This window comes from Vibrio sp. M60_M70 (assembly GCF_037162085.1).
GTDB lineage: Bacteria > Pseudomonadota > Gammaproteobacteria > Enterobacterales > Vibrionaceae > Vibrio > Vibrio diabolicus.
In genome coordinates this window covers 2481124-2500204 of sequence record NZ_JARLUL010000001.1, presented here as the reverse complement: position 1 = coordinate 2500204, position 19081 = coordinate 2481124, and the positions used below count along the sequence as shown (strand labels likewise).

General features: G+C 44.0%; 14 protein-coding genes and 2 pseudogenes. 11 read left to right on the top strand and 5 right to left on the bottom strand.

Features of this window, described 5'->3' with window-relative positions; translation table 11 throughout:
• Positions 1-17 precede the first annotated feature (17 nt).
• The 8 genes and pseudogenes from P4S59_RS11610 to copI all read left to right on the top strand — a co-directional run.
• Positions 18-326 (top strand): annotated as a pseudogene (locus P4S59_RS11610) (transposase domain-containing protein); the annotation flags it as partial.
• A 27-nt stretch (positions 327-353) separates the two neighbouring features.
• Positions 354-591: pseudogene (locus P4S59_RS11605) on the top strand (IS5/IS1182 family transposase); the annotation flags it as partial.
• A 215-nt stretch (positions 592-806) separates the two neighbouring features.
• Positions 807-1184, top strand: a complete 378-nt coding sequence (locus P4S59_RS11600) for a DUF3316 domain-containing protein (protein ID WP_086586499.1) — start codon at positions 807-809, stop codon at positions 1182-1184.
• 256 nt (positions 1185-1440) lie between these two features.
• Positions 1441-1776 carry a hypothetical protein gene (locus P4S59_RS11595; RefSeq protein ID WP_337168428.1) on the top strand — a complete coding sequence of 112 codons (336 nt, stop codon included), beginning with the start codon at positions 1441-1443 and terminating at the stop codon, positions 1774-1776.
• 82 nt (positions 1777-1858) lie between these two features.
• Positions 1859-3223 carry a TolC family protein gene (locus P4S59_RS11590; RefSeq protein ID WP_086586500.1) on the top strand — a complete coding sequence of 455 codons (1365 nt, stop codon included), beginning with the start codon at positions 1859-1861 and terminating at the stop codon, positions 3221-3223.
• Between the two features lie 15 nt (positions 3224-3238).
• Positions 3239-4711 carry an efflux RND transporter periplasmic adaptor subunit gene (locus P4S59_RS11585; RefSeq protein ID WP_337168427.1) on the top strand — a complete coding sequence of 491 codons (1473 nt, stop codon included), beginning with the start codon at positions 3239-3241 and terminating at the stop codon, positions 4709-4711.
• Positions 4708-7827, top strand: a complete 3120-nt coding sequence (locus P4S59_RS11580; protein ID WP_086586502.1) for an efflux RND transporter permease subunit — start codon at positions 4708-4710, stop codon at positions 7825-7827. The genes P4S59_RS11585 and P4S59_RS11580 overlap by 4 nt, the downstream gene beginning before the upstream one ends.
• Positions 7828-7857: 30 nt before the next feature.
• Positions 7858-8361, top strand: a complete 504-nt coding sequence (gene copI / locus P4S59_RS11575; protein WP_337168426.1) for a copper-resistant cuproprotein CopI — start codon at positions 7858-7860, stop codon at positions 8359-8361.
• A 174-nt stretch (positions 8362-8535) separates the two neighbouring features.
• On the opposite strand, the gene P4S59_RS11570 is transcribed toward copI, so the two are convergent.
• From P4S59_RS11570 to P4S59_RS11555, 4 genes are all read right to left on the bottom strand, one after another.
• A complete protein-coding gene (locus tag P4S59_RS11570; protein WP_086586504.1) occupies positions 8536-9456 on the bottom strand; it encodes an IS5 family transposase in 921 nt (306 codons plus the stop codon).
• Positions 9457-9809: 353 nt separating this feature from the next.
• Positions 9810-11522: a two-component system response regulator gene (locus P4S59_RS11565; RefSeq protein WP_337168425.1), complete on the bottom strand. Its 1713-nt coding sequence runs from the start codon at positions 11520-11522 to the stop codon at positions 9810-9812.
• A 16-nt stretch (positions 11523-11538) separates the two neighbouring features.
• Positions 11539-11967 carry a response regulator gene (locus P4S59_RS11560; RefSeq protein WP_025590354.1) on the bottom strand — a complete coding sequence of 143 codons (429 nt, stop codon included), beginning with the start codon at positions 11965-11967 and terminating at the stop codon, positions 11539-11541.
• Positions 11964-13649 (bottom strand): CHASE domain-containing protein, encoded by a 1686-nt coding sequence (locus tag P4S59_RS11555; protein WP_257381999.1) that lies wholly within the window; start codon positions 13647-13649, stop codon positions 11964-11966. The genes P4S59_RS11560 and P4S59_RS11555 overlap by 4 nt, the downstream gene beginning before the upstream one ends.
• Before the next feature lie 680 nt (positions 13650-14329).
• Here P4S59_RS11555 and dinB (P4S59_RS11550) point away from each other — a divergent pair.
• Both dinB (P4S59_RS11550) and dinB (P4S59_RS11545) read left to right on the top strand, forming a co-directional pair.
• Positions 14330-15382: a DNA polymerase IV gene (gene dinB / locus P4S59_RS11550; protein ID WP_086586506.1), complete on the top strand. Its 1053-nt coding sequence runs from the start codon at positions 14330-14332 to the stop codon at positions 15380-15382.
• Between the two features lie 111 nt (positions 15383-15493).
• Positions 15494-16561, top strand: a complete 1068-nt coding sequence (gene dinB, locus P4S59_RS11545; protein WP_337168424.1) for a DNA polymerase IV — start codon at positions 15494-15496, stop codon at positions 16559-16561.
• Here dinB (P4S59_RS11545) and P4S59_RS11540 read toward each other — a convergent pair.
• Positions 16558-18483 (bottom strand): RecQ family ATP-dependent DNA helicase, encoded by a 1926-nt coding sequence (locus P4S59_RS11540; RefSeq protein WP_337168648.1) that lies wholly within the window; start codon positions 18481-18483, stop codon positions 16558-16560. The genes dinB (P4S59_RS11545) and P4S59_RS11540 overlap by 4 nt on opposite strands.
• A 76-nt stretch (positions 18484-18559) precedes the next feature.
• Here P4S59_RS11540 and P4S59_RS11535 point away from each other — a divergent pair, with 76 nt between their 5' ends.
• Complete coding sequence (locus P4S59_RS11535) at positions 18560-19039, top strand: GreA/GreB family elongation factor (protein WP_337168423.1); 480 nt, start codon at positions 18560-18562, stop codon at positions 19037-19039.
• Positions 19040-19081 lie beyond the last annotated feature (42 nt).

Here is a 19081-nt window from a genome sequence, read left to right as displayed (position 1 = left end):
AACCGAATTAAGTTGAAATACTCGCAGACCTCTTGCCCATTGAACTCATAAATAGTGCTTATGAGCTTACTGATGCTGTTACTCTAAGAAAACGAAAGCTAACTTTAGAGTCGATGGCATGGTTACTGGTTGGAATGGCTATCTATAACGATAAATCCAAGGCTGACATTGTAAATATGCTCGATATTGTTGACCGCTCTGGTAAGCCATTTACGTTATTAGGCGTCGATGGAGTTTTATGGCGTGCAGCAGATTCTAAAGACATCGCTGAAGCTTTTGCAAAGTCTACCAATCGTGACGGTAAAGAAATGCAGTATCCACGTATCCATAAGTACGCATGGTATGTCAGACAACTCATCCCACTAAGAGAAGGTGCATCCTCCAGGGAATAAGGTCATCCTCGCAATTTAGGAGTCGGTTACCATAAACGTTCGCTCTCAGAGACGGGGATGTTCCGCCGTGTGAAGAAACTGCTCGGTGGGACGCTAAGCTTAAGTAATTACAATGCCCAATTTGGCTAGATTACGGCATGATAAAAGCGTTAAGCAAGCTCACGGGGCTAGTATGCCTGAAACAATGATGAGCGCCTAAAATTAGCCAGTTAGATGCGTTTTTAATTGAACTCGAATCAGGAAGCAAAGCCACGTCATAAGGTGGTACGTCCACCACATCAAAGTCCTTTTATATAAACTTCTTTTACAAATCTATGCTTTATGACAAAAAAGTCATTTTTCAGAAAGGATAATGTCAGTAGTTGTGCTCAATAATAGCAATGATTGAAAATCATGACACTGAGGATAAAAAGTATGAATACAATCAAAACAGCTATTATTGCTTCTATAATATCATTGGCATCTGTACCTGTATTCGCACAGCCGTTGTACAATGGTGGTAACTACATCAGCCGAGTAGACTCAAAAACCGTCTCTGTGGCTCTAGCTACTACGTCAGATGAAGCCTATCAGCTAGGATTATCTGAGTTGCATCGTTTAAAAACTATGTCAGCACAAGAACTTAATAATGAATTCCGCATTTTAACGTTTAACACGTATTCAAAAAGCACGCATTTAGAGAATTTAGGTTTCGTAACAGTACAAGAGCGAATGAATGTAAATGGTGAATTGGAGTATGTGGGTAAGGTTAATATTAAAGTACACTACATGGTTCGTGATAGTAATAGATAAATATTCGTGAGCAAGTGAATGTGTAATGTAGATTTAGTTATGCCTGATCTTGCCTATTGTCGAGCTTTGTTTTTATTACTGCTAACAAATAAGTAGAGTCACTTTTTAGTTTGCAGTAATTTAAATCGATGATATTGGTGCATATATGAGGCCGTATCAATTTACTTAGCACTATCATATTAAAAAAATATAAAGTATGCGCTTAAACTTCATTCCGACAACTTGGATCACTCTCTGGACATTAGCAGCCTTGCTTGTGTCTGGATTTTCATCAGGTTTAACCGTGATGAACAGCGCAAATTTGCACGACTTGCAACAAATGGTTTCCTTAATGAGTTGTCAGGCACAGCAGATGTCATCTCATTATCAAGCTATTGAGGGAAAAGACACTGTAAGCACTAAAGGGCACTGTGAAGTCGTCTCTGATACAGCCCAAATCTGCTGTGACACTGCCTGCGTGGCCTCTTTGGCGGCTCTGACCACACCTCATGTTTTAATCACTGTAAGTACCTCTCTCGCTCTGGTCACATCACTAATATCTGGTGATGTTATCCGTAAGACGCAAAGCCTCTATCGACCTCCGATCGCTTAATTTCATCTCAAATATTTAGGTTCCGTCAATTCATACGGAAGAGCTCTCATGCGCGCCACGCGCTCTGTGATGGATTAAATAAGTGAAATTAAAACAATGCCTTTTGGCGCTGACTATCAGCGCAGCGGTATGGACGGCTGCGTCTGCATACGCTGGTGAGCAAAAGCCAGGTAACGCAGAGTCTATGGCCGCCAATCAGCTATCTCAAATTATTACGACAGCACTGGCGAATGACGATTCTCGCCGTCAATTTTATGCGCAAGCACAGGCCATGCGAGCAACAGGGAAAGCTAGTTCTACCCAGCAAGATCCAAAGCTCAAACTTGGAGTATCAGGTCTGCCGGTAGACAGCTTCGCATTCGATGAAGATGCGATGACCAATATCTCTGCTGGTATCTCACAGCAATTTGGTCGTGGAGACACCCTTGAACTGAACAGCATAAAAGCCAACCAGCAAGCCAGTGGAATTGAGCTAAAAGTGACCGCCAGAGAGCTGGAAGTCATCAATGCTATCACAAAAGTTTGGCTGGAGTTGGGTTATCAGCAGGTAGCACATAAGATTCTGTTAGAAAATAAACAACTCATGGAAGAGCTCGAGGCTTTTATTCAAACCAACTATTCCATCGGAAAAAGTGAAGCTCAGGATTTGATTAACGCCCAGCTTCAGGTGACTAAGCTTGATGAAAAACTTCAGGCTAATGCACAGACACAACAAAGACTGACGACTCAATTATCCGAGTGGCTTGGCTCTGATTGGTTACTCAGTGCAAATCAGTTACAGGCTTCAAATACTCTGGACTGGTCAGTGTTGCAGGCGTTGGAAAACACCTCCAGTAACGGTAACTACTACTCGCGACTTAACCAATACCCAACGGTTCGTATGGTCGATGTTTCTATTGAAGCCAGCCGTACACAGGTCGATATTGCAAAAGAGTCCTACTCACCACAATTTGGTGTGGAAATGGCGTATGGCTATCGTCAGGCCAACAACATGAAAGGTGAACCGGCATCGGATGTGGTCAGCGCCTTCATCACTATGGACATTCCTTTATTCACCGGAAACCGTCAGGACCAAAACTTAGCCGCGGCTCAATATCAGGTAGGTGCTGCTCAATTTCAAAAAGATACCTTACTCAAACAGCTCAATGCGAAGGTAAACTCGTTACTTGTTGATCAAAACAACTTGTCACAACGCATTGAACGTTTTGAATCAACACTGATACCTCAGGCAGTTTCTCAGGTGAAAGCCACCGAACGCGGTTACCAGAACAACACCGCACAATTCAATGATGTGATCCTCGCCACCCGAGACGAGCTCGCTCTAAAACTCGAATATCAACGCCTTATCACCGATTTAAATCTGACGAATAACAATCTGTCAACGCTACTCAATAGCTATCAATATCAGGTAGATACGCCACAACTCGCTACATCGTCAGAGCAGTAATAACGAGGTCAACTAATGAAAACTATTCACGTTACAACCATCGCGCTCATTATTGGCGCGACACTGGGCTTTGGTGCGCAAACGATATTAACGCATTCGGCTTTGGGTAATGAGACAACCAGCAATACCGCAAGTAATGCGAAAGCCAGCAATGAGCCTCTTTACTGGGTCGCACCCATGAACCCAAGCTACAAACGCGATAAGCCGGGTAAATCGCCAATGGGTATGGACTTAATTCCTGTTTATGCCGAAGATGGCGCCGAAGAAAGTAAGCCAGGAACGGTCACCATCGATCCTTCTGTTGAAAATAATTTGGGTGTCAAAGTGGTACAGGCTCAGCTTACACCGTTGTCACCAAGCATCGACACTGTAGGTTACATTGTGTTCGATGAAAGCCGTTTATGGCAAATCAACGTCCGTGTTGCTGGTTGGGTAGAAAAACTTAACGTCAGCGCTATCGGCGATAAAGTGAATCAGGGCGATGTATTGTTTACCCTATACTCTCCTGAACTGGTTAAGGCGCAGGAAGAACTTCTTAACGCTTACCGGACAGGTCGTAGAGGATTAATCAAAGGCGCAACCGAGCGTCTCATCACATTAGGTGTAGACCTCCCACAAATCCAATCCATCGTAAAACGTGGTAGAGCATCTCAATCCATTGATATCAAAGCGAAAGCTGACGGTATTATTGCCAGCTTAAATGTTCGCGAGGGTGGATATTTGTCACCGGCTCAAACCGTGATAAGTGCAGGGTCGCTAGATAACGTGTGGGTTGTTGCCCAAGTCTTTGAACGTCAATCACAATGGGTTAAGGTCGGCAGCAAAGCGAAAATGAAGCTGGATGCACTTCCGGGCCAGGAATGGGATGGTGAGATTGACTACGTCTATCCTATCTTAGATCCACAAACCCGAACTCTCAGACTGCGCCTTAAATTCCCCAACCCACAAGGCAAGCTGAAACCTAACATGTTTGCCAACATCACCTTACAGACTGTCACCGATGAATCCGTACTGACCATTCCAAAATCAGCGGTCATTCGTTCAGGTGGCATGACACGTGTTGTACTGTCTGAAGGTGATGGTAAGTTCCGCTCTGCACGTATCCGTATCGGACGTGAAGCCGGAAATGAGGTCGAAGTTCTTGAAGGGCTGACTGATAAAAGTAACGTCGTATCTTCCGCTCAATTCCTGTTGGATTCAGAGTCCAGTCAATCTGCTGATTTATCGCGTATTGATGGTGTTAGCACCAACGAAAGTGTATGGCTAGAAGGAAACATCACCATGCTGATGAAAGATTTCGGCATGATTACCCTTAAACACTTACCGGTATCCGAATGGCACTGGAATGCGGGAGAAATGAATTTCAAAGTTGACCCCGACGTTGAGCTATCCGGTATTCAGGAAGGTGACCGTGTCCGGTTTCTAGTTGAAAAAGATAAGGACAATTATTCGTTAAAAGACATTGAGCACCTGGGAGGCGAACAATGATTAACGCCATTATTCGCTGGTCCCTGAGCAATCGCCTTATCGTGCTACTGGCAACAGTTGCTCTGGTCGCCTCAGGCTTGTTCAGTGTTAAAAATACTCCCGTTGACGCTATTCCGGACCTTTCCGATGTGCAGGTTATCATCAAAACCAGCTATCCGGGACAAGCACCACAGGTAGTGGAAGATCAGGTCACGTACCCACTCACAACCGCGATGCTGGCTGTACCCGGTGCAGAAACCGTTCGTGGCTACTCCTTCTTCGGCGACTCCTACGTTTATATCATTTTTAATGATAAAACCGATATGTACTGGGCTCGCTCCCGCGTGCTGGAGTATTTAAGTCAGGTTGCGCCTAAATTGCCTGAAAATGCCAAACCCACACTGGGGCCAGATGCGACCGGTGTAGGCTGGGTGTTCAGTTACGTATTGCAGGATAAAACCGGGCAACATGACTTAGCGCAGCTACGCAGTTTGCAGGATTGGTTCTTAAAATATGAACTGCAAACCGTCGATGGTGTGTCGGAAGTGGCTACCGTTGGCGGCATGGTTAAGCAATATCAGATCCAGATTGATCCGGCAAAACTACGAGCTTATAACCTGACACTTCAACAAGTAAATATGGCGATTAAAAACGGTAACCAGGAGACCGGGGCATCCGTTATCGAGGTTGCTGAAGCGGAGCATATGGTCCGTACTACCGGTTACCTGACCAGTATTGGGGACATCCAGGCGTTACCACTCAAAGTCACGAAAGAAGGGACACCTTTGATGCTGGGTGATATCGCTGATATCTCAGTCGGCCCACAAATGCGCCGTGGTATCTCTGAACTCAATGGTGAAGGTGAAGCCGTGGGTGGCGTTATTGTAATGCGCTTTGGCGAGAATGCGAGCAAGGTAATCAGTAATGTCAAAACCAAACTGGAGGAGTTGAAACTCGGCCTGCCAGAAGGTGTTGAGATTGTTCCGACTTATGACCGTTCAACCCTGATTAATGCAGCCGTTGATAACCTTTGGAAAAAACTGGCGGAAGAGTTCATCGTTGTGGCGATTGTCTGCGCACTGTTCCTGTTCCACATTCGTTCATCTTTAGTTATCGCGCTTAGCCTGCCTGTCGGGATTTTGTCGGCATTTATTGTTATGCACTGGCAGGGTATCAACGCAAATATCATGTCACTGGGTGGTATTGCCATTGCTATTGGCGCGATGGTGGATGGTGCCGTCGTAATGATAGAAAATGTGCATAAGCACATAGAACGAACACCGCTCACCGATAAGAACCGCTGGAAAGTCATTGGGGATGCAGCTCAGGAAGTGGGAGCCCCACTATTCTTCTCACTGCTTATTATCACGCTAAGCTTTGTGCCAGTGTTTGCACTCGAAGGACAGGAAGGCAAGATGTTCTCACCTCTCGCTTTCACTAAATCCTATGCGATGGCAGCATCGGCGGGCCTGTCGGTAACATTAGTCCCTGTATTAATGGGCTATTTTATCCGTGGTAAAATTCTCCCTGAACATAAGAATCCGGTAAACAGAATACTGGTTGGACTGTATCGTCCGCTGCTTAACATTAGCCTTAATTATCCAAAATCGATGATAGTTATAGCGATTGCCCTAATGGCGTCCGCTTACTATCCAACCAGCAAGCTTGGCAGTGAATTCATCCCTCCTCTGGATGAAGGCGATTTAATGTATATGCCAACCACTTTCCCAGGCATTTCTGTTGGTAAAGCCCGTGAATTATTGCAACAAATGGATAAGCTGATAAAAACCGTTCCGGAAGTAAAATCGGTGTGGGGTAAAGTTGGCCGTGCCGATACTGCAACTGACCCTGCGCCACTGACGATGATCGAAACGGTTATTCAACTGAAACCTCGCGAAGAATGGCGGGAAGGAGTCACAACAGAATCTCTGCGTAAAGAATTCAATACATTACTCCAGTTCCCCGGTGTCACCAATGCCTTGGTAATGCCGATTAAAACCCGTATAGACATGCTCTCTACCGGGATCAAAACGCCTATTGGCATTAAAATTGTCGGCCCTGAGCTAAAAACGATTGAACGTATTGGCTCTGAACTTGAACCTATCTTAAATGGTGTCAGAGGCACCGCCTCTGTCTACGCAGAACGAGTTGCTGGTGGACGCTATGTGACTGTGGATATCAAACGTCGCTCTGCTGCACGCTACGGTTTGAGTATCAAAGATATTCAGCAGGTGGTATCAACGGCTGTAGGCGGAATGAATGTGGGTGAAACCATTGAAGGGCTTGAGCGTTATCCTATCAATGTTCGCTATCCACAAGACTACCGCGACTCTGTCGATAAACTGCAAAACTTAACATTAGTCACTCAAAACGGTGCCCGAATTGCGCTGGCTGATGTCGCAGATGTTCGCTATGAAGACGGTCCTCCTGTGATTAAAACCGAAAATGCCCGCCCTAATGGCTGGGTATTTGTCGACATTGAAGACCGTGACCTCGGCTCTTACGTTAGTGAAGCTCAAAAACGTGTGGCAGACGAGCTGAAACTCCCAGCAGGTTATTCACTTGCCTGGTCTGGTCAGTATGAATATATGGAACGTGCTAAACAGCGTCTCAGCATTGTTATTCCAATTACCCTCACCATTATTACGCTACTGCTGTTTTTCAGCTTTGGTCGCGTGGGAGAAGTACTGATCATAATGACGACATTACCACTCGCGATGGTTGGCGGGCTGTGGCTGATGTACGTTCTCAATTACAACATGTCTATCGCAGTAGGGGTCGGTTTTATCGCCCTGTCAGGCGTCGCCGTCGAAATTGGAGTCATCATGCTGGTTTACCTCAATCAGGCCTGGCACTTTACCAAGCTGAAAGCTCAGGATAAAAAAGTGCCCTTATTGCCTGATGATCTGAATAACGCCATTCGTGAAGGCGCCGGGTTGCGTGTCCGCCCGGTAATGATGACTGTTGTTACCGTTATTATTGGCCTCATCCCCATTATGTATGGAGAAGGCGCAGGCTCACAAATCATGCAGCGCATTGCTGCCCCCATGATTGGTGGTATGGCATCTGCCCTGCTACTGACTCTGCTCGTTATCCCGGCAATATTTAAGCTGTGGAAACAGCATGAAACAAAGTAAATATCAGCTCCAATAGTAAGGAATATACATATGAAAAAACTCGCTCTAGCTATTGCCCTAACGGTAAGCTCTTCTGCTGCACTAGCGGATATGACAACGACTAACCAAGGAGCAATGGATCATGGTAATACGATGAGCTCCGAGGGGATGTCTGATGTCGGCATGCCTGCGCCTAGTTTAAAACCGACTAAAATCGCTTATGTCACACTCTCAGACGATATGAAAATCACCTTTAAAGAAGAAATAAAGATTGAACCAAACGATGTTGTTCAGTTTGTGGTTATGAATACCGGAAAAATCAACCACGAATTTTCGATTGGTTCTGAAAAAGAGCAATTAGAACACAGAGAAATGATGAGAAAGATGAGCAGCCAGCAAATGCATCATTCAGGCAGTTCAGGCAACTCTATCACCGTCGAGCCAGGTAAAACGGAACAACTAATTTGGAGTTTCCAAGGTGATAAGAATATAGAGCTTGCATGCAACATTCCGGGACACGCTGAAGCTGGTATGACTAAAGACATCAAACTTTAACCGCGATGAGCCCCAAAAGTTATCTTTTGGGGCTCTATCTAGCTCACTAATTTATAATTAAAGGAGCTGTATCTATCAAGCGAACCTCACTATAAGCTATACAAGCGACCACTCCACAACGGCTTTGTTGCTTAATTCGGTTGGAAGACATGGCTGCCCAAAGTTGTTCCCTTATTAAGCAATATACTGAGTTTCAGGCATACCAAGTCCTGTAAGCTTGTTCAGTGCTTTGAGCATAGCGTAAGTCTCGCCAACCTGAGCATTGTAATTTCTTAGGCTTAATTTCCCACCTAGCATCTGTTTTACTCGGTACATTGCTGTCACTGATAGTGAGCGCTTGTGATAACCATACCACTTTTTCCATTTCTTGTTGGAGCCGTAGAGCTTTTGACAACCTACTGCTAAATTACGAGGGTGCCCTTGTTCCCAGAATGCAGCCCCTTCTCGTGGTGGGATAAGCGCAGCCGCTCGCTTAATCCGTATCGCATCATGACAATTCCTTGTGTCATAAGCACCATCACCTGATATTTCAATTATTTTACGACGCGTTTGCTTTAGTAAGTTGGGGAGCACTTCGGCATCGGTTACGTTAGATAAACTCAGCTCTGCTGCGACTATTTCGTGAGTGCTTGTATCTACTGCAATATGCAGTTTACGCCAGACTCTACGCTTCCCATCAGTACCATGCTTCTTGACCTTCCATTCACCCTCGCCATAAACCTTGAGGCCAGTGGCATCAATTGCCAGGTGTTGTATTGCTCCTCTGGTTTTGGTTTTAAATGAAACCTCAACTTCCTTAGCTTGACGGCTTATACAGGTGTAGTGCGGGCAAATAAGCGGGATATGAGCCAGCTTAAATACAGAGTCTAGAAAACCTTGTAGCGCTCTCAATGGCATAGAGAAAATGCGTTTCACCATCAGTGCGGTAGTAATGGCTAGGTCGCTGAATCGGCGAGGTCTACCACGCTTGCCTTGTTTGTTTTGTTTCCACTCGGCTATCGTTTCCTCATCAATCCAAAAGGTCAGAGAACCACGGTTGATTAAGGCTTTGTTGTACTGTCTCCAGTTAGTTGTTTTGTAACGAGGTTTCGGCATGAGGCTACGACTATTGATGGGTGTAGCCGATCAGATCGTAGCTTCTAGATTTAGTTCCATCTATTTAAGCAACAAAGCCTTTGCTGAGTTCTCCAGTTGTGTATCTGATATTCGCTAACAATTTTCTTTCTCCTTTACACTATAATCAGAATGTAGTTTAAAAGAGAAGGTGACTCGGCTAAATATACGTTTACTGTAAAGCATAGATATCAACCGAGTTTGATGGGGGCTGCTTGAGGGAAACGAATCAAACTAAAGTAGGCACCTTGAGTGAGCTACATTTCTTGTGGTTGAGTTAAAACATTTCAGAAGTTACTTGGTGAATTTAAAAAATGTTTACTCGAACACTTTTCCTACCCCTCTCTCCAAACTTTGAGTAAATACCTCTTTTCAAAGCTCTCTACGGTAAGTGGTTTGGAGTATTTAAATCCTTGAACTCTTGACACATTCATAGAGTTACAAGCTCTGTGTTGCTCAGGAGTTTCTATTCCCTCAGCAATAATCTCATAGTTAAGTGAGCGTGCAAATGCACAGATGGCTTCAAACAACTGCCGAGAAGTGTGAACTTCGATATCCTTTAAAAAGCTGCGATCAATTTTGATAATATCGATTGGAAAATATTTGAGATGAGATAAGGATGAATAGCCAGTACCAAAATCATCAATGGCGATTTGAATACCTAACCGACTGAGCTCGTTTAACGTTTTCGAAGCGTTGCCTTTCGGGAGTAAACAGTTTTCAGTAATTTCAAACTCAATGTGAGAAGCACCGACTCCATACAAATGCAAAAATGCAGCAACCCTTTCGACCAGTTGAGGAGCGGATAGTTGTTTCGGAGAAAGGTTCACTGCTAACGTAAAAGACTCAGGAAAGAAGCATGCTGTTCGCCATATCGACATTTGCCTAATCGCCGTTTCAATCACCCATTCACCAATATTCTCAATGAGCCCAGACTCTTCTGCAATTGGAATAAATACGTCTGGTGGGACGAAGCCTAGATCTGGATGATACCAACGAATCAACGCTTCGGCGCCAACAAGTCGCATTGATTTGTCAAATTGAGGTTGATAATGTAATTCAAATTCCTCTTTTTGTATGGCTTGCTTAAGGTTACTTTCAATGCGTAAACGTTGATCAACCGTATCATGAAAGGCTTTAGAATAGTACTGTGCCTGTTTTCGACCTTTCTCTTTTGCCCTGTATAGCGCGATATCTGAACACTTTCTCAACTCTAATGAGTTTGATGCACACTCAGGATAACTGGCTACCCCGATGCTAATAGAAACCTCAATACATTGCTGGTCAATGTTGAAATTACTTTCAAACGCAGAGAGTATACGTCGTACAATTAAGTCAACCTGCTCTTCAGACGCTAAGTTAGTTGCAATCACTGCAAACTCGTCACCTCCTATACGAAATAAAGAATCACTATCTCGAGTGTTGCATTGAAGTCTTTGTGCTACTTCCTGTAAAACATGATCTCCCGTGACATGCCCATATTGGTCATTGATGTCTTTAAAACGATCCACATCGATGAGCAAGAGCGCTAAAGGTGTTTGGCTACGCGAAGCCATAAGTAAAAATTTCTTTAAGCGTTCATCAAAAAAGTGTCGATTAAATACCCCTGTTAACGTGTCAGTCTCAGCAAGTTGTTTTAGCTGAGTGTGAGTCTCGAGTACCTTTTGCTCTAAAAAGTAGCGCTCTGTTGCGATAATAATCGCTCTTCTCAAGCGGATCGAAGAAATTTCATTTTTCATCACGAAGTCTTGAGCACCCATCTCAATACATTTCAAAGCCAACTCTTCGTCATTACTATGGCTGAGCATGACAATAGACGTGGAAAAATCCGAATTTGATTTGAGTGCAATGAGCACTTCCATCCCCGTTGATGGTGGCAGTTGATAGTCCAGTAAAATCACATCAAAAGATTGTTTAAGGGCTTTGTCTAACCCTTCATGAGCAGTTTGCGCTTCTTCTATTATCGAGATAGGCAAATCTGTACTACGCAATGTTTTCTTAATTGCAAGTCTATCGATGGTATCGTCATCAATAATTAATACTTTCATATGCTGCCGCCATGAGTCATTGAACTGGTAATTCTACGATGCGCCAGTAGTTATCTAAAAAAGCAAGAACTTCATTAAAGTCCTGGCTCACCGAAGATTTGACCATGTAACCTGCGATATTTTTTTCATACGCTGCCGTAATTTCTTCATCTCTTCTCGAGGTGGTTAGCACAAAAATCACTAGAGAGCAGAGCTCATCATCTCTTCTCACTTCACCAAGAAATTCAAGTCCATTCATTCGAGGCATGTTTAAATCGAGAAGCACAATACAAGGGGGAGGTATTTCCCCATTTCGCAAGCATTCTAAGGCTTCTATTCCATCTCTAGCTCGGTAAATAGGGTTAAGTAACTTCAAAGTGTTGAGTGCTCGCTCGATGCCCATTGCATCAATATCATCGTCTTCCACTAAGAGAATATTAACAGGTTTACATTCAGGGGATGTCATGAGGCTTCCTTAACGAGTACGGGGTTATTTTTGGGCCATGAGAAACGAAAAGCACATCCTCCGAGTGAGCTAGAGTCAATAGAATAATGGCATGAGTATAAATCCAGAACTTTCTTAATAATAGAAAGACCTAAACCACTTCCCTCAACAGTGTCTCTCGGTTGTAAGGTATGAAACAATTCAAACACTCTCTCCCTGAATTGTTCTGGGATCCCTGGTCCATCATCTTCAACCACAAACTGATACATGTCTCCGATATCCTCTCCTGAGACATAAATGGTTCCTATTTCCTTGTGGTGATGTTTGACGGCGTTGCTGATTAAATTACGAAGTATTAATTCAAGAGGTGTCGTTAATGTCTCAAACTCTCCGATATGGTTGTGGCAAACCAAAGAGATCTTACGTTGGGGAGAAATCAGTTCTAATGTCTCTTTACAATATTGCTCGAGATTAAATCTCCCTAGCTGACCAGGCTTACGCCCCACACGAGAGTAAGCGAGTAAATCATCCAACAGTTTTTCCAACCTCTGCACGCGGTTGCTCAGCAAAGACGCATATTGTTCTGTTTGAGGGGTTAAAAACTCCGATAATTCCTCGATTAACCAAGTCACTAGCTGGGAAATGCCGCGTAAAGGGGCTTTCAGATCATGAGAGGCGACATAGGCGAACTGATCAAGTTCTCTATTTGCCTCTTGCAATGCTTGATTTCTGACTTGAAGGTCTTTTGTGACCGTTTCTAACTTGTCTGTGCGCAATTGCAAATCTTTGGTTAAATGCTTTGCATACTCATCGACTCGATCTTTTTCACGAACCAACATGAGAAATAGGATAAATAACAAGCCATCCACGATAATACCGAAGACAAGAATAAGCAGAGGTTGAGTGGTATTTTGCTGCGCTTCAAACAACGGCGAACTTTGAATAACGAAGGTCCAAACTCTACCGTATATATTCAACTCTAGAGTTTGTGTAAAGTGCGGATCTGAATGATGGCGCATGTTTGATACATTAAGATCACTGTACAGTAATTCTTGATTATCATAGAGACTGAAATTCACGAGTCGTTTCTCTCCAGAGAGAGTCCCGTTCATCAATTTATTTACGATAAATGGGGCGTAAACTAAACCTAAGAAACCATCTTTTGTATCTCCGTAGTACTCAGGAACTTCATCAGAAAACCAGGGGGCATAAAACAGAAAACCCGGCGCCTTTTCTGAGTCTTGAACTAAGGTAATTGGAGCAGTGATGGTGGCTGTATTTGTTAATCTGGCGTTTTTGGCTGCGGTGTATCGGTTGTTTTCATGTGCCATGTCTAGTCCCACGGCCTTTAGGTTATTTTGCATTGGTTCAATGTAGGTAATAGGCCAATATTCGGAAGCAGTTCGAGCAGGATGCGGCACATATTCAGACAGTTGCTTTCTTTGCCATTCTAAATACCGCTTTATTTTGTTATCAGGAACGTAGTGAATAACACCAATACCGTTGATGCCTGGAAAGTGTCGAGGGACATCAAACTGGTCAGCAAAAATTTTCCAGTCTGCTCTTGAGGCAGGCGCTTGATACATATGTAAGGCTGACACTCCTGCGAGCAGTGCCTCCTCATATTTCGACATCCGCTCTTGTACGAGTTCGACCAACTGATGGGCTTGAAACTCAAATTGAGTTTTTGCTTTTTGTTCCACCTGACTCGAGGTTACCGCCCAAGCGGTAAGAGTGAGCACGGCTGACAAAAAAGTACAAGCCAATGATACCAATGGAGTGTACTTGCCCGTTGAGTCAATAAAGTTATCGTCAAAATTTAACTGACCTTTGTAATTATTATATGTAAATCAACATAATTGATTATTAAATTATATGCAAATATGTTCTTTTTTATGTTTTCTTGTTTGGTTTTATGGATGGTTTCGTTTCTTCAATAGGTTGAGCGAAAACAAATCGCCATGGTCTGAGCAGTCTTCTCATTAGTGGCCACGGTCTCATGATTAACTGGCGGGCTCACAACAGTGATTCTATGAGCTTTAGGGGTGGTGAGGGAGGGATAGCCTAGCCAAATTAAACATTGACCACGCCGATTCTGTCTTTCACTTAGCCCTGAATAGGCTTTGTTACGTAAAGAATAATCCATTTCACCAGTTACTCATCAAGAGAGGGGAAGCCAACTAAAAGCCTTATGGCTGAGCACTTGTCAAAGACAACAAACCATTATAATTCTTACTTAACATGGTTTTGGCAAATGGGTTGAATGAGAGAGTGTATATACCCCCTCGATAACTGGTTGGATAAACAGTATAATTAGTATAAGTCAGTCATTTTGTATTAGACTTTTAGTCACTTAGTCATCGGTATTTTGGATGTGACGGGAATGCATAGAAAAATCATACACATAGATCTAGATTGTTACTATGCAGCTGTTGAGGCAAGGGATCACCCTCAGTTGCGCAACATACCTATTGCTATCGGTGGAAAGAATGGCCGAGGAGTGATCTCTACTTGTAACTATGAAGCAAGAGCGTTCGGCGTTCGTTCCGCTATGCCTACTGCACAGGCTATGAAACTGTGCCCTAATCTCACCGTTATTAGCGGTAACATGGAGAAATACCGTCAAGTCTCCAAGCAAATTCATGAGATCTTTGGCCGATATACATCATTGATAGAACCCCTTTCTCTTGATGAAGCCTATCTTGATGTTACAGACTCTCCACTGTTTAGCGGATCTGCAACATTGATTGCACAAGACATTCGGCGCGCAATACAAGAAGAACTAAAGCTCACTGCTTCTGCGGGCGTTTCACCTCTCAAGTTTGTTTCCAAAGTTGCCTCTGATATTAACAAGCCGAATGGAATATTCGTTGTTGCACCTGCTGATATCCAAAGCTTCATTGACGACTTAGATCTAGGGAAGATCAATGGAGTCGGTAAGGTTACATTGGAAAAGCTGAGTAAATTCGGCTTGTTTAAAGGCAGGGATGTCAAAGCATCTGATAAAAGCACGTTGCTAAAGCACTTTGGTAAATTTGGCCATACTCTTTGGCTGAGGTGTCACGGTGTTGATGATACGCCTGTTGTTGTTGAGAGAGTAAGAAAGTCTGTTGGTGTTGAAAGAACATTTTTGACTGACATTCATGACCTCGATGGGTGCATAAATGTCATTGATTCCCTGTATGTTGAACTTGAGGTTAGGTTGAAAAAAGCACTAACAGATAAGGCCATTTCTCGTTTGGGTGTTAAGCTCAAGTTTGATGACTTTCAACAAACGACTGTTGAGCACAAACATCAAAAACTAGAAAGATCTTTCTTTATCAACTTGTGCGAACAGGCGCTATCTAGATCGAATGGTCGTGGTGTGAGGTTGGTTGGAATAAGCGTTGGCATCGAGCTGATTGAGCGAAGCCGACAAATGAGCCTTCCGCTGTAAAATGTAAGTGAAAAATCGGTGGAAAGGGTCGAGTTTTAGACAAATTGGCAGAATTTTTTGTAAGGGGTTTTGGTAAGTACTTTTTAAGCAGATTAAGTTTTGTATTCAGGAATGTCACTCACTCACTCACAAAAAACTCCCGATTTAACATTACTTACTAGAGATGCTGCCGTTGAGATGAGAGATAATCCTAGTTACCGTGGCATTGCACTCGCCGTTGGCGGTCATGAAAAACAGCGTGGCGTGATTAGCACCTGCAATTATGAGGCGCGCAAATATGGCGTTCGTAGTGCAATGTCAACGGCGCGAGCATTGCAACTCTGCCCCCATTTACTAGTCGTTCCCGGTCGAATGCACGTGTACAAACAAGTCTCTCTGCAGATTCGTGCTATTTTTGAGCGTTATACGCCTATCATTGAACCTCTATCATTAGATGAAGCATACCTCGATGTTACGGACTCGACAGCTTGTCGTGGCTCCGCAACGTTGATCGCGGAGTCTATTCGACGCGACATATGGAATGAGCTTGGGCTGACGGCATCGGCGGGCATTGCACCGATTAAGTTCCTTGCCAAAGTTGCCTCTGATATGAATAAACCCAACGGTCAGTTTGTTATCCCGCCAGATAAGGTCCAGGAAGTTATCGATACACTTCCGCTGGAAAACATTCCTGGTGTTGGGAAGGTGAGTCTTGAGAAGCTACATCAAGCGGGCTTTTATCGATGTGAGGATATTAAAAACAGCGACTATCGTGAATTGCTGAGACAGTTTGGTCGTCAGGGAGCATCTTTATGGCAGCGTAGCCATGGAATTGATAATCGAGAGGTCGTCGTTGAGCGAGAGAGAAAATCCGTCGGTGTGGAACGGACATTCAGCCAGAATATCTCGAGCTATGATGAATGTTGGCAAGTGATCGAGGATAAACTTTATCCTGAACTCGAGAAACGCTTAGAGCGTGCAAGCCCAGATAAATCGATTATTAAACAAGGTATTAAAGTCAAATTTGCCGACTTTCAACTGACAACAATTGAGCATATCCATCCGCAATTAGAGCTTGAGGACTTCAAGATCTTGCTAAGAGATATTCTTAAGCGCCAAAACGGACGGGAAATACGCCTTTTAGGCTTGAACGTGATGCTCAAGCCCGAGAACCAAGCGCGTCAATTGAGCTTTTTCTAGGCTCTTACTGCTTCTACCTGAGCTAATACTTGTCCAAAGCTTGTGTTGGCCATCGCACCATAACCCGCCAGTTTTGAAGCTTTTAGCTGGCTAATTAAAGGGGTACTAATTCCACACAAGAAGCGGGCGACAGCATCATTGCTGATAGCTGAAGGGGAGAGCTGAATAAATTCCTGCACCCACATTGCTACTTGAGGTGGCTCAATATCCTCACCTTGTGGTGTTGGGAACGAAGCGGCTTGACCACGACACACGGAGCAGTGACCACATTGCTCTGGTGCATTGTGATCCGCAAAGTAGTTCGCCAATTGTGAGCTCAAACAGTGCTCTGACTGGAACAAGCGCAGCATGGTGTGAATTCTTTCGATATCTTTGCTTTCTTTGGATTGGAACAGTTCATACAGTTGTTGGATTAAAACATCAGAACTCTGTGTGGTTGGCAAAACAGAGTACACGTCGGTCAGTTGTTTGCTCTCTAGCTCTATCCAACCATTCTGGTGAAAATAGTCGAGGGCTGCGACAACTCGGCTGCGTTCCGATTGATAGTTCATCCATAACGCTTCTAGGTCAACTTGGCACCACACTTTGGCTTTTTGCGAGCAGGAGAAAATAGCCTCCACGAATTGACGTCGCTCGCCTTGAAATTGATTCACAATAAATTGCTGATCGTGCAAAAACTTAAAGCGATATTCCGCAAAGTAACTGTATTTTGCTTCAATGAGTTTATGTAGCTCCAAATAAACCAACAAGGTTTTGAGTGGCAATTGGCGGATATTACTTTCACGCGATAAACGCAGTGGCACTACCTCCCATTGTGGAGCATGTTCTTTCGCTTGCTCGACTACATAGTTAATCGAGGTTAGTTCAGGTGTATCACCATAGACAAAGTTTTCCAACACCGTTAAGCCGGACGTATTGCCTAGCAGAATGCACTCAGAACGTTGCCCGTCCCTGCCTGCACGTCCAATCTCTTGTGCGTAGTTCTCGATCGATTTGGGTAAGTCGAAGTGAATGACGCGGCGGATATCAGATTTATCGACCCCCATACCAAATGCAATCGTGGCAACAATACAGTCAATTTGGCTATCCATAAACTGCTGTTGGATTTGTTCACGGATGTCGCTTTTCATACCCGCATGGTACGCGTGAGCATTAATGCCAATATGGATTAGTGATTTTGCTACTTGCTCTGCTGTCTGCTGTTGTGTCACGTATACGATAGTCGGAAGCTTAGGAGAAGAGGCGATGATTTCACTTAGCTTTTCTTGTTTCATTGCTTCCTCGCACGGGATCACCGAGATATCCAGATTGGGGCGGTAGAAGCCTGTAACGGTAATATGTTCACTGGCAATATCGAACTTTTGTTTCATGTCTTCAATAACTGCGGGCGTTGCTGTTGCAGTGAGAAGCAAAGATTGTGGAATGTTCAGTTCACGTTGATATTGCGGTAGCTTGAGATAATCAGGGCGGAAGTTATGTCCCCATTCGGAAATACAGTGCGCTTCATCAACCACCATCAAAGAGATCGGCACTTGGCGAATGAACTCACGAAAACGCTCGTTCTTTAGGCGCTCAACAGAAATCATCAATATTTTGATCTGTCCATTTTTTACCCCTGCCATGACGCGTTGTGACTCTTCTCTGCTTTGACTGCTATCGATAGAAGCGGCTGGGATCCCTTTACTTTGCAAAAAGTTCAGCTGATCTTTCATTAGCGCCAACAACGGCGAGATCACCAGCGTAAGATTGGGCAATACGGTTGCTGGCAATTGGTAACAGAGAGACTTACCCGAACCCGTAGGAAAGATGGCCGCAGCAGAGTAACCATTCATAACCGCTTCAATAACAGGTTGTTGACCTTGGCGTAATGAGTCAAAGCCAAATACGGATTGAAGTGTTTGATGCAGCGAGTCACTTTGCATAATAGGGAAACCTTTCTTTGATGGTAAACTTAGGTACATTAACACACCCTGAGTGCCAAACGCGCGTCCTAAAAGTATGAACAAAGCTGACTTAGTCCAAATTATCATCCAACATCTGGAAGAAAAACTTCAAGTGGCCCATGCATCGGCTCAGCGAGCCATTGATGCCGCGACAGATGAAGAAACTGTTCCCGAGCATAAGTACGATACGTTAGCACTTGAAGCCGCGTATCTTGCTCATGGACAAGCTATGCGAATCCAAGAGAGTGAAGACGAGCTGCGCCAATATCGCGCTCTAGTGACTCGCGACTTTAAAGGCGCACCTGTTGGTGTAGGTGCTTACGTCGTTCTCGCAGATGAGAATTTGCTTGAAAAGCACTTCTTTGTAGGCCCTTGTTCTGGTGGTCTGACTGTTAAATATCAGGCTCAGGAAGTCTTTGTCTTAACAGCAAAATCTCCTCTTGGTCGAGCGTTATTCGGGAAAGAAGAAGGCGATGAGATTGATGTGAAAATAGGAGAAAAAACAACTTGTTACGAAGTCGTGACGGTTTTCTGACATCTCATGTATCACTCAGTGTTATGTTTAACACGAGTAATG